Here is an 11,928-nt window from a genome sequence, read left to right as displayed (position 1 = left end):
CAGCGCCGGCGGGCGCGGCTCTTTCGGCCCCGGGGGCTCGGGGACGGGCAGCGGCTCGTCGGGCACGCGGGCGCGCGGCGGCTTCGGCCCCGGCGGCTCGGCCGCGGCGGGCGAGGGCGCAGTCGGCGGCGGAGGCACGGCCGCGGGTGGCCGCGGAGCCACCGGTGCCCCGATGGGCATGGGCGGCGGACGCCGCGGCGGCGGGGACGACGACGAGCACCAGACGCCGGAGTTCCTCAAGACCGTCGACGCCTTCGGCGTGGAGCAGCTGGTCAGCCCGCCGGTGATCGGTGGGGACCCGCCGCGGTGATGCTCCCGCCCGCGCGGATCAGCCTGCTCGCCCTCGACGTCATCTGGGAGCACCTCGACCTCGGGGAGCGGCCGACCCCGCTGATCACCGCCTCCCCGGGCGCCACGTGGACCGAGCGCAACGCCCTGGTCGAGCAGACGTGGGACGAGCTGGCCGGCATCGGCTGGGTCCGGCAGGGCCGGCTCACCGGCGAGGTGTGCGACCTGTTCGCCCTGCTCGCCCGTCCGGCCCGGGAGCTCTACGGCTGGGCCGGCACGCAGGACGGACCGGCCACCGCGCGGCTCGTCGCCAGCCGCGGTGAGGACGCGGTGCTAGCCGACGTCGGACCCGAGACCGTCGAGATCCGCGGGATCCGGGTCGGGAACGCCGCCGAGTCGCTCGTGGACACCTTGCCCGTCCTGCGCAAGGCCTCGGGCTCACCGCTGAACTTCCCGGCCGACGCCCTCACCCAGGCCCCCGCCCCCACCGGGATCCTCAGCACCAACCACGGCTCCACCACCCTCGACCGGGTGCACGCCGTCTTCGCCCGGCCGCGGCTCGGCGGCGCCCAGCTCTACGCCGCGCACCGCGACGACCTGGGCAAGCGCACCCGCAACCCCCGCAAGATCACCGTCCTCGACACCGTCGACGGCCGCTGGAGCATCCGGGAGCGCAACGGCGACGGCGAGCTGTGGCTCTCGCTGGTCCCCACCGACCGCGACAGCCTCGTCCGCGCCGTCGTCGAGCTCGGCGCCGGCTGACCCGTCGCCGACGTACGTCCTGCACAGACCCTCCGGGAGACACCACCACGAGCCCCGGCCGCCGGCCCTCCCCGACCACACACCCGCGCGGCTAAGGTCCGGTCGTGGACAACGGGAGCAGCAGCGTCATCCCCGTGTTCTTCCTGTCCGACTCCACCGGCATCAGCGCCGAGACGATGGGCAACGCCCTGCTCATCCAGTTCCCCGAGCTGCAGTTCGACCGCACCCTGATCCCGTTCATCTCCACCGTCGAGCAGGCCCGCGAGGTCGTCGCCCAGCTCGACGAAGCCATGGCCGGGCCGGTCCAGCCGCTGGTGTTCACCACCGCCGCGGTCGACGAGGTGCGCGAGGAGCTGCTCAAGACCACCGCGCCGATCATCGACTTCTTCGGCCTGCACATGGGCAAGGTCGAGGCCCAGCTCGGCGTCCGCGGGCTGCACGAGTCCCGCCGGCTGCACGGGGTCGGCGACGTCCGCCGCTACAACGACCGCATGGCCGCCATCGAGTTCGCCATGGAGCACGACGACGGCCTGGGCACCCGCGGCCTCGACCGGGCCGACGTCGTCCTCATCGCCCCCTCGCGCTGCGGCAAGACCCCCACCGCGATGTACCTGGCCCTGCAGCACGGGCTCTTCGTCGCCAACTACCCGCTGGTCGACGAGGACCTCGAGACCACCGACCTGCCGCGGCCCATCCGGGACCTGCGCAGCAAGTGCTTCGGCCTCACCACCACCGTCAGCCGGCTGCACCGCGTCCGCCAGGAGCGCCGGCCCGACTCCCGCTACGCCTCGGAGCCGCAGGTCCGCGCCGAGCTGCGCGCCGCCGACGCCATGTACTCCCGCCACCGGCTGCCCGTCGTCAACACGTCCGCGTCCTCCGTCGAGGAGATCGCGGCCGTCGTCATCCAGACCCTGTCCCGGGAACGTCGGCTCGCCGCCGAGGCCACCGCGGCCAGGACCCGCTCGAGGAAGGACCCCACCCCATGAGCACCAGCACCGACAGCACCTCGGTCACGCCGCCGCCGGACGACGCCGACAACGTCCGGTGGTTCTCCGAGATCGGCCTCGCCGACCTCGAGGACGTGGGCGGCAAGAACTCCTCGCTCGGGGAGATGATCTCGAACCTGGCCGACGCCGGGGTGAGCGTGCCGGACGGCTTCGCCACCACCGCCGCCGCGTACCGCCGCTTCCTGGGCGACACCGGCCTGGCCGAGCGCATCTCCGAGCGGCTGCGCGCGCTGGACACCGAGGACACCCGAGCCCTGGCCGAGGCGGGCAAGGAGATCCGTGAGCTCGTCGTCGCCCAGCCGTTCCCGGAGGCGCTCGAGGCCGACATCCGTAGCGCCTACGAGCAGCTCGTCGGGGGCGACGAGGAGGCCTCGTTCGCGGTCCGCTCCAGCGCCACCGCGGAGGACCTGCCCGACGCCTCCTTCGCCGGGCAGCAGGAGACCTTCCTCAACGTCCGCGGCATCGACGCGGTGCTCCAAGCCATCCGGGAGGTCTTCGCCTCGCTGCACAACGACCGGGCCATCGCCTACCGGGTGCACCACGAGTTCGACCACGACGCCGTCGCCCTGTCCGCCGGGGTGCAGCAGATGGTGCGCTCCGACGTCGGCGCCTCCGGGGTCATGTTCACCATGGACACCGAGTCCGGCTTCCCCGACGCCGTGTTCATCACCTCCGCCTACGGCCTCGGCGAGGGCGTGGTGCAGGGGGCGGTGAACCCCGACGAGTTCTACGTCTACAAGCCCGCCCTGCGCGCCGGCCGCCCCGCCGTGCTCAAGCGCAGCGTCGGGGAGAAGGCCACCAAGATGGTCTACACCGACGACGCCGCCGTGGGCCGCTCCACCGCGTTCGTCGACGTCGACCCCGCCGAGCGGGTGCGGCTCTCGCTGACCGACGACGACCTCACCGAGCTGGCCCGCCAGGCGCTCAAGATCGAGGAGCACTACGGCCGCCCCATGGACATCGAGTGGGGCAAGGACGGCCGCGACGGGACGATCTACATCCTGCAGGCCCGGCCGGAGACGGTGCAGTCCCGCGTCGGCACCACCTCCGAGCGCTACAAGGTCACCGGCAGCGGCACCACCATCATCGAGGGCCGCGCCATCGGGCAGAAGGTCGGCGCGGGCGCGGTCAAGGTGATGACCGACCTCGGGCAGATGCACGAGTTCGACAAGGGTGACGTGCTCGTGGCCGACATGACCGACCCCGACTGGGAGCCGATCATGAAGCGGGCCAGCGCGATCGTCACCAACCGGGGCGGGCGCACCTGCCACGCCGCGATCATCGCCCGCGAGCTGGGCATCCCCGCCGTCGTCGGCACCGGCTCGGCCACCCGCGAGCTGGCCGACGGCCGCGAGGTCACCGTCTCCTGCGCCGAGGGCGACACCGGTCTGGTCTACGACGGCCTCGTCGACTTCGAGGTCACCGAGACCAAGCTCGACGACATGCCCGAGATCCCCACCAAGATCATGATGAACGTGGGCACCCCGGAGCAGGCGTTCTCCTTCTCGCGGCTGCCGCACAACGGCGTCGGCCTGGCGCGGCTGGAGTTCATCATCAACCGCCAGATCGGCATCCACCCCAAGGCGCTGCTCGACCTCGACACCCTCGACGGCACGCTGCGCCGCGAGGTGGAGGAGCGCATCGCCGCCTACCCGTCGGCGCGGGAGTTCTTCGTCGACCGCGTGGCCGAGGGCGTCTCGATGATCGCGGCGGCCTTCGCGCCGGAGCCGGTGATCGTGCGGATGAGCGACTTCAAGTCCAACGAGTACGCGAACCTGCTCGGCGGCGAGGTCTACGAGCCCGACGAGGAGAACCCGATGCTCGGCTACCGCGGGGCGTCGCGGTACCTCTCGGAAGACTTCGCCGAGTGCTTCGCCATGGAGTGCGAGGCGCTCAAGCACGTGCGCGACGACATGGGCCTGACCAACGTCAAGATCATGATCCCGTTCGTCCGCACGGTGACCGAGGCCAAGGGCGTCATCGAGCTGCTGGGGAAGAACGGCCTGGTCCGCGGGGAGAACGACCTGCAGGTCGTCATGATGTGCGAGCTGCCCTCCAACGCGGTGCGCGCCGGGGACTTCCTGGAGCACTTCGACGGCTTCTCCATCGGCTCCAACGACATGACCCAGCTGACCCTGGGCCTGGACCGCGACTCCGCCCTGGTCTCCGCCGGGTTCGACGAGCGCGACCCCGCGGTGCTGCGCATGCTCGAGCTCGCCATCACGGCGTGCCGGGAGCGCGGCAAGTACGTCGGCATCTGCGGGCAGGGTCCGTCGGACCACCCGGACCTCGCGGAGTGGCTGCTCAAGCAGGGCATCGAGTCGATGTCGCTGAACCCGGACACCGTGGTCGACACCTGGCTGGCGCTGGCCAAGCTGGGGTGAACCGGCCGGGGATGGTGCTGTGAGCAGTCTGTACAGAACGTACGTTCGGTACATCGTCGTCTGACACGCCCGTGACGCGGGCCCGCCGGCGCCGTACGGTCTCCCCACCCCCGGGAGGTCCGGATGCCGATCCCAGCCGCGCGCGCTGCCGTCGCGACCTGCTGCGCGCTGGGCCTGCTGGCCGGGTGCGACACCGCGACGCCGGACCCGCGGACGGCGGACCGGTCCGCGCTGGCGTCCCGCACCCCCGTCGACCAGGCCGCCGCGACGATGAACGCCACCCGCCGCGAGCTGCTCGCCGTCGTGGCCACCACCGCGGGCGGGCTGGACTGGACGGTCACCGACGGCGGCCGCTCCCTGGAGTGCCTGCCGCCGCTGGACGGCCTGGGCGGGCTGGCCCGCGAGCTGGGTGACAGCACGAGCGCGGCGGTGCTCACCGTGTGGCCGGCGGTGCTGGCCTCCGCCGAGCACTCCGCGGCGTCCAACGGCTACGACGAGGTGGAGCTGCTCGTCGACCGCGCCGACGCCCACCGGGTGCGGTTCACCGCCGCCGACGGGGGCTGGCTCGACCTGGCCACCGACGCGTCGGGCACCACGGTCCGCGCCACCACGGGGTGCCACCCCCTGGGGTGAGCAGGTCCTGCGAGCATGACGCGGTGCGCGCGCTGCTGGTCCTGCTGGCCGCGGTCCTCGTCGGCTGCAGCCCGGCCCCCGCACCCGCACCGCCGGTCCCCGCCGCGGCCCCGGACACCGCGGGGTGGACGGGCAGCTGGGCCACCGCGGCCACCGTCCCGGGCGACGACGGCCTCGCCGCCGACGGGTTCAGTGGCACGACGCTGCGCCAGGTGGTGCAGCTCTCCCTGGGCGGGCCGACGCTGCGGCTGCGGCTGACCAACGCGTTCGGCACCACCCCGCTGTTCGTCGCCGCAACCACCCTCGGCCTCGCCGCCGGCGGCCCGACCGTCGCGGCCACGTTCGGCGGGTCCGGCGTGGTGACGGTGCCCGCCGGCGAGGAGATCGCCTCCGACCCGGTGCCGCTGCCCGCCCCCGACGGCGCCGACGTCCTCGTCACCACCGCCCTGCCCGGCCCCACCGGCCCGGCCACCCAGCACCCGGGGGCGGCGGCGACCACCTACGCCGGCACCGGGGACGGGTTCCGGCCGGTCAGCACGTCCTGGTACTTCCTGGCCGGCATCGACGTCCCCGCCCCGGGCACGGCCGGCGCCGTCGTCGCCCTGGGGGACTCCATCACCGACGGGGTGGGCTCCACGGCCGGAGCTGACCGCCGCTACCCCGACGCGCTCGCCGCCCGGCTGCGGGCCGCGGGGCTGCGCCTGGGGGTGCTCAACGCGGGCATCGGCGGCAACGAGGTGCTCGCGGACCGGGGCACCGCCGGGGAGGCGCTCGGGGAACGGCTGGAGCGCGACGTGCTCGACGAGCCGGGGGTGCGCACGGTGGTGCTGGTGGAGGGCATCAACGACATCGCCCGCTCCCGCGGCGCGGTCGACCCGGACGCGCTGACCGACGCCTACACCGCCGTCGCCGCCCGGCTGCACGAACGCGGGGTGCGCCTGGTGCTGGGCACGCTGACGCCCTACGGCGGCGCGGCCGTCGCGACCCCGGAGGGCGAGGCGGTGCGGCAGGCGGTGAACACGTGGATCCGCGGCTCCACCGTGGCCGACGCGGTGGTCGACCTCGATGCCGCGGTGCGCGACCCGGCCGACCCGACGCGGCTGGCCTCCGCCTACGACTCCGGCGACGGCCTGCACCCCGGCGACGCCGGGTACGCCGCGATGGCGGCCGCGGTGGACCTCGCGACGCTGTAGCTACCGCACGAACGGCGGGGTGCCGCCGGCCACGTCGAGCACCACGCCGCCGGCCAGCCCGAGCAGCACCGACACCACCGCGCCCAGCAGCGCCGCGGCCCGCGCCCACGGCAGCGGGGTGCCGACCACGGCGGCGTCGCTGGGCCCGGGCCGGAACACCGGCACCAGCCACCGCAACGTGTACCCGAGGCTGGCCACGGTGGCCACGGCCGCGACGACGACGAGCCAGCCGAGCCCGCCGTCGGCCGCGGCGGTGAACACCGCGACCTTGCCCGCGAACACCGCGGTGGGCGGGGTGCCGACCAGCCCGAGCAGACCCACGGCCAGGGCCAGGGCCAGCCACCGGTGCTCGCGGACCAGGCCCCGGTAGTGCGCCAGGGTCGTCGCCCGCGGCAGGGCGCACACCACGGCGAACACCGCCAGGTTGGTCACCGCGTATGCGGCCAGGTACAGCGCCAGCGACGGCAGGGCCTGGCCCGTCCGTCCCGCGACCGCCACGGCCATGAGCACGAAGCCGACCTGGCTGACGGTGGAGTAGCCCAGCAGCCGGCGCACGTCGTCCTGCCCCAGCGCGGCCAGCGCCCCCAGCAGCATGCTCGCCGCACCGACGACCGCGACGGCCAGCGACCAGTCCACACCGGACTGTCGCAGCGGGACGGCCAGCAGCCGGGCCAGGGCCACGGCGGCCCCGAGCTTGGGCACGGTGGAGGTGAACGCGGCGACGGGGGCGGGGGCGGCCTGCACCACGTCGGGCACCCAGAAGTGCAGCGGCACCGCGCCGAGCTCGAAGGCCAGAGCGGCGAGCACGGCGACGACCCCGACCACGACCGTGACCCGCGCCGCCCCGGGCAGGGTGGTGGCCAGGGTGGCGTAGTCGGTGCCGCCGCCCGCCCCGAGCAGCAGCGCCACCCCGACGAGCAGGAGCACCCCGGCGAGCGCGCCGAGCAGGTACTGCTTGAGCGCGGCCTCGGTGCCGGCGGACGTCCCCCGGTACCCCGTCAGGGCGTAGAGCGGGACGCTGAGCAGCAGGAACGCGGCCACGACGACGAGCAGGTCCGACGCCCCGCCGAGCACGATCGTGCCCAGTGCGGCGAGCAGCAGCAGGACCACGACCTCGGTCTCGCGGCGGTCCCCGGCGATGGTGTCCCCGGCCAGCAGCAGGGTCAGCGCGAGCGAAGCCAGGACGACGAGCCGGGTGACGCCGAGGCCGGGGTCGATGGCGTAGGTGCCCTCGTAGACGTACCGCGCGGGCTGGGTGAGGGCGACCGCGGACGGCACCGCCGCCCCGGCACAGATCGCGACCCCCCAGATCCGCACCCAGTACTGCCGCTGCCGGGGCAGGAACGAGCCCGCGAGCAGCCCGGCGACGGCGCCGAGGACGAGGACGAGCTCGGGCAGCAGCGCCGAGACCACCTCGGGGGCGTCGGGTCTCACCGGCTCACCAGGCCGACGATCGTGGTGGACGCGGGGGCGATGACGTCGAGCACCAGCGACGGGTACACCCCGAGCACCACGACGAGCGCCAGCAGCGGGCCCACGGCGAGCACCTCGGAGCGGCGGACGTCGGGGAACGTGGTGCCCGGCGGCACCGCCGCCGGTCCGGTGAGCAGGGTCTGCAGGGCGCGCAGGAACAGCGCGGCGGTGACGACGATGCCCAGCACGGCGATCGCCGCCGCGACGGGGGCGGTGGCGAGGCTGCCGGTGAACACCTGGAACTCGGCGGCGAACCCCGAGAGGCCGGGCAGGCCGAGCGAGGCGAACGCCCCCAGGGCGAGCAGCCCGGCGAAGCGGGGGGCGCGGCCGGCCAGCCCGCCGAAGGCCCGCAGCTCGTACGTGCCGCCGCGCTCGTGCAGCACGCCGGCGAGCAGGAACAGCGCCCCGGTGACGAGGCCGTGGCTGACCATCTGCAGCACCGCCCCGGAGACGGCGACGCTGCGGGCGTCGAGGTCGGCCGCGGTGCCCAGCCCGGCCGCGCCGACGGCGAGCACGACGTAGCCCATGTGGTTCACGCTGGTGTAGGCGATCATCCGCTTGAGGTCGGTCTGCGCGAGGGCGACCAGGGCGCCGTAGATCACGGAGACGACGCCGACGACGACGATCGCCCAGGCCCACGCCCGCCACGCCTGCGGCAGCAGCGGCATCGCGATGCGGACGAACCCGTAGGTGCCCATCTTCAGCAGCACCCCGGCCAGGATGGCGGACCCCTCGGCGGGGGCGGCGGTGTGGGCCGGGGGCAGCCAGGAGTGGAACGGCACCGTGGGCGTCTTCACTGCCAGCCCGAGCAGGATCGCGCCCAGCACGGCGGCGCCGTGGACACCGCGGCCGGCGAGCGGGTTGGCCGCGGCCAGGGTGGGGATGTCGAAGGTGTGCGGGTCGGCGGCGAGGTAGAGGCCGATGAACCCGACGAGCAGGGCCAGCGAGCCGAGGAACGTGTAGAGGAAGAACAGCAGCGCGGCCCGGCGCCGCTCCCCCTGCCCCCACCCGGCGATGACGAAGTACACCCCGACGATGGAGAGGTCGAAGAAGACGAAGAACACCAGCAGGTCGAGGGCGACGAACAGCCCGAGCGAGACCGCCTGCAGGAACAGGAACAGCGCCGCGTAGCTGCGCAGGTTCTCCCGGCGCGGACCGGCGTAGACCGCGCTGGCCAGGAACAGCACGGCGGTCAGGGCGACGAGCGGCAGGCTGGTGCCGTCGACCCCGAGGTGGACCCGGCTGCCCACGGACGGGATCCAGGCGACGTCGACCTCGCCGGCGAACCCGCTCGGCGGTGGGGTGCGGACGAAGCGGACCCAGGTGACGACGACGAGCACCACCTCGACGGCCGCGGTCCCGGTCCACAGCAACCGGACGGCCCGGTCGGGGACCGCGGGGGCGGCGAGCAGGCCGAGGGTGACGAGCAGGGGCAGCACGAGCAGGGCGACGAGCATCAGCGCACCGCCACGAGGAGCACGACGAGGACCACGAGCGCGACGACCGCCTGGGCGTAGTAGGTGTGGAGCTGGCCGGTCTGCAGCCGCCGGGTGAGCGCGCCGAGGCGCCGGGTGGCCGCGGCGGTGCCGGTGGCCAGCCGCAGGGCCGCGGGCTCGGCGCGGCGGTCGAGGGTGGTGGCGGCGGCGAGGACGCCCGGTCCGGCGGCGCGCAGCAGGCCGTCGGTGGCCCGGTCGTCGGCCCGCGCGAGCACCCGCGCCAGCGCGTCCACCCCGGCCCCGACCGACGTCAGCAGCGCGGTCGTCCCCACCCACTCCCGGGCCGCCCCCCGCATGTAGCGGGCTACCTGGCTCGAATCGGGGGTCTGGTCGACAGTTAGCCCGCTACATGCGGTGCGGCGACGGGGGCGGCGGCGGTCGAGGGTGAGGACGGCCGAGTCGACGACCACGGCGAGCACCCCGGAGGTGGCGAGCCCGGACGGCTGCGCCCACGGCCCGGGCAGCGCGTCGCGCAGCGGGGTCAGGCCCAGCAGCCCGAGCCCGGCGGCCAGAGCGGCGAGGACGACGAGTGCCACGGTGGTCGGGGTGCGCACGGTGCGGGTTCCCTCCTGCTCGGTGTCGGGGACGGGCCGGCCTGGGCTCAGCACCACGGCCAGCACGCGGGCGGCGTACCCGGCGGAGAGCGCGGCGGCGAGCAGCCCGGCCAGGTGCAGCAGGGTCGGCGCCTCGGCCAGGGCGGCGTCCTTGCCCACCCACAGCGCCAGCGGCGGCACCCCGGCCAGGCCCAGCGCCCCCACGGCGGCCGTCGCCCCGACCACGGGCCGCGCCCGCCCGGCGCCGCGCAGCCCGTCGAGGTCCTTGGTGCCCAGCGCGTCGAGCCACGTCCCGGCCACCCCGAACAGCAGCGCCTTGGTCGCGGCGTGGGCGACCAGCACGGCCGCTCCCCCGGCGACCGCCCCGGTGCCCGCGGCCAGCACGACGAACCCGAGCTGCGCGCACGTCGACGCGGCGAGGAGCTGCTTGAGGTCGGTCTGCACCAGCGCGACCACTCCGAGTACCGCCGCGGTCAGCGCCCCCACGCACGCCACGGGCAGCGCCCAGCCGGTGGCCTCGAGCAGCGGCGCGACCCGCAGCAGCAGGTACCCGCCCGCGGCGACCATGGCCGCGGAGTGCAGCAGCGCCGAGGCGGGGCTCGGCCCGAGCATGGCCCCGGAGAGCCACCCGGAGAACGGCAGCTGCGCCGCCTTGCCCAGGGCGGCCACGACTATCCCCGCGACGGCGACCTGCCCCCACCCGGTGCCGGCCAGCACGTCGAGCCCGGTCAGGGGCACGGCGGGGACCCCGGCCGCGAGGACGGCCCCGGCGGCGACGTAGAGCCCGACGTCGGCCAGCCGGGTGGTGAGGAACGCAGTCGTGCCGGCGGCCACGCGACGCCGCTCCCGCCACGCGTGCCCGACGAGCGCGTAGCTGCACGCGCCCATGAGCTCCCACGCGACGAGCAGGGTCAGCAGGGTCCCGGCGGTGACGGTGACGAGCACCGCGGCCAGGAACACCAGCAGCAGCCCGCCGAGGCGGCGCCGACCCTCCTCGGGCGAGCCCCACGCCAGCAGCAGCACGAGCAGCCCGGCGACCGTCGTGGTGAGCACCATGGTCGCGGACAGGTCGTCGACGGTGAGCACCACCGGCACCCCGGGCAGACCGCGCACCACGAGCGCCGGCCGCGTCAGCACCACCCACACGGCGAGACCGACCGTGACGGCGGCGGTCCCGACCGCGACCGGCAGCGCGGCCCGCTCCCCGCGGCCGGGGGCGAGCGCGGGCAGGAGCAGCAGTCCCAGGCCGACGAGGGCGGGGACGGCGACGAGCGCGGTCATCCCTGCAGGTCCGTGGCCACGTCGGTGGTGTCGGCGGCGCGGGCCCGGAAGATCGCGGTGACGGCGGCGAACCCGATGGCCATCTCCACGGCCATGGCGGCCAGGGCGACGAGGACGAGCACCTGGGCGTCGGCGCGGGCCGGGGAGAGGTGGAACCAGAAGGCGGCCGCGGCGACGACGACGGCGTTCACCACCAGCTCCAGCCCCATCATGATCATGACGATGGACTGCTGGGACAGCGCCCCGTACAACCCGATCGAGAACAGCGCCGCCGCCAGCAGCAGCGCGAGCTGCAACGTCATCGCCCCACACCCCCCGGGACCGGGTCCGACGGCACGTCCGCGTCGAGGTCGTCGCCGTAGCGGTCGTAGCGACCGCGGTCGGTGGCCAGCACGACGGCGGCGACGATGGTGGCGAACAGGCTCACCCCGACGACCATCATCACCAGCATCGTCGGGCCCATGATGGACCGGCCGAGCTGCAGCGTCGGATCCGCGGGCACCTCCCCGGCCCGGTCCGGCCAGGGCACCAGCAGGGCGCCCCCGCCGAGCAGGACGAACGAGCCGACGGAGATCGTCATCGCCCCGGACTTGTTGTGGTACATCTGCATCGGCATCAGCCCGGCCGGGTTCATCATGTACAGCAGCATGAACACGGCCATGACGGCCATCTCCATGACCATCATGAGCACCACGACCACACCCAGGTAGCTCAGCCGCAGCAGGGCCAGGTCGACCCCGACGAACGCGAACGACGCCAGCAGCGCGTAGGTGGCCCGGGCCATCGAGCTGACCCGGAACACCAGGAACGCGGTGACGACGGCGCCCAGCGAGCACACCCAGGCCAGCACGGTCACG

General features: G+C 74.7%; 10 protein-coding genes and 1 pseudogene. 6 read left to right on the top strand and 5 right to left on the bottom strand.

Annotation, left to right across the window (positions count from 1 at the left end; translation table 11 throughout):
- The 6 genes and pseudogenes from ACYVOF_RS01580 to ACYVOF_RS01555 form a co-directional block, all read left to right on the top strand.
- A pseudogene (locus ACYVOF_RS01580) lies at nt 1-310 on the top strand (PPE family protein); the annotation flags it as partial.
- Complete coding sequence (locus tag ACYVOF_RS01575; RefSeq protein WP_460863665.1) at nt 310-1,050, top strand: ESX secretion-associated protein EspG; 741 nt, start codon at nt 310-312, stop codon at nt 1,048-1,050. The pseudogene ACYVOF_RS01580 and the gene ACYVOF_RS01575, both read left to right, overlap by 1 nt.
- Nucleotides 1,051-1,154: 104 nt before the next feature.
- Nucleotides 1,155-2,036 (top strand): pyruvate, water dikinase regulatory protein, encoded by an 882-nt coding sequence (locus tag ACYVOF_RS01570; RefSeq protein ID WP_460863655.1) that lies wholly within the window; start codon nt 1,155-1,157, stop codon nt 2,034-2,036.
- A complete protein-coding gene (ppsA, locus tag ACYVOF_RS01565) occupies nt 2,033-4,441 on the top strand; it encodes a phosphoenolpyruvate synthase (RefSeq protein WP_460863653.1) in 2,409 nt (802 codons plus the stop codon). The genes ACYVOF_RS01570 and ppsA overlap by 4 nt, the downstream gene beginning before the upstream one ends.
- 123 nt (nt 4,442-4,564) lie before the next feature.
- Nucleotides 4,565-5,074, top strand: a complete 510-nt coding sequence (locus tag ACYVOF_RS01560) for an LppA family lipoprotein (protein WP_460863651.1) — start codon at nt 4,565-4,567, stop codon at nt 5,072-5,074.
- Between the two features lie 23 nt (nt 5,075-5,097).
- Complete coding sequence (locus ACYVOF_RS01555; protein ID WP_460863649.1) at nt 5,098-6,267, top strand: GDSL-type esterase/lipase family protein; 1,170 nt, start codon at nt 5,098-5,100, stop codon at nt 6,265-6,267.
- On the opposite strand, the gene ACYVOF_RS01550 is transcribed toward ACYVOF_RS01555, so the two are convergent.
- From ACYVOF_RS01550 to ACYVOF_RS01530, 5 genes are read right to left on the bottom strand one after another with little or no spacing between them, the layout of a single operon-like run.
- Nucleotides 6,268-7,701 (bottom strand): NADH-quinone oxidoreductase subunit N, encoded by a 1,434-nt coding sequence (locus ACYVOF_RS01550; protein ID WP_460863647.1) that lies wholly within the window; start codon nt 7,699-7,701, stop codon nt 6,268-6,270.
- Nucleotides 7,698-9,197 carry a complex I subunit 4 family protein gene (locus tag ACYVOF_RS01545; RefSeq protein ID WP_460863645.1) on the bottom strand — a complete coding sequence of 500 codons (1,500 nt, stop codon included), beginning with the start codon at nt 9,195-9,197 and terminating at the stop codon, nt 7,698-7,700. Before ACYVOF_RS01545 ends, ACYVOF_RS01550 begins: the two co-directional genes overlap by 4 nt.
- Nucleotides 9,197-11,071 carry a proton-conducting transporter transmembrane domain-containing protein gene (locus tag ACYVOF_RS01540; RefSeq protein WP_460863643.1) on the bottom strand — a complete coding sequence of 625 codons (1,875 nt, stop codon included), beginning with the start codon at nt 11,069-11,071 and terminating at the stop codon, nt 9,197-9,199. Before ACYVOF_RS01540 ends, ACYVOF_RS01545 begins: the two co-directional genes overlap by 1 nt.
- Nucleotides 11,068-11,373 (bottom strand): NADH-quinone oxidoreductase subunit NuoK, encoded by a 306-nt coding sequence (locus ACYVOF_RS01535; protein WP_460863641.1) that lies wholly within the window; start codon nt 11,371-11,373, stop codon nt 11,068-11,070. Before ACYVOF_RS01535 ends, ACYVOF_RS01540 begins: the two co-directional genes overlap by 4 nt.
- On the bottom strand, nt 11,370-11,927 hold the full coding sequence (locus ACYVOF_RS01530) for an NADH-quinone oxidoreductase subunit J (RefSeq protein ID WP_460863640.1): 558 nt from the start codon (nt 11,925-11,927) through the stop codon (nt 11,370-11,372). Before ACYVOF_RS01530 ends, ACYVOF_RS01535 begins: the two co-directional genes overlap by 4 nt.
- Nucleotide 11,928 lies beyond the last annotated feature (1 nt).

The sequence above is a fragment of the Rhodococcus aerolatus genome, assembly GCF_054783215.1.
The sequence above is the reverse complement of the archived record's forward strand: the minus strand, read 5'-3'. Positions and strand labels throughout refer to the sequence as shown.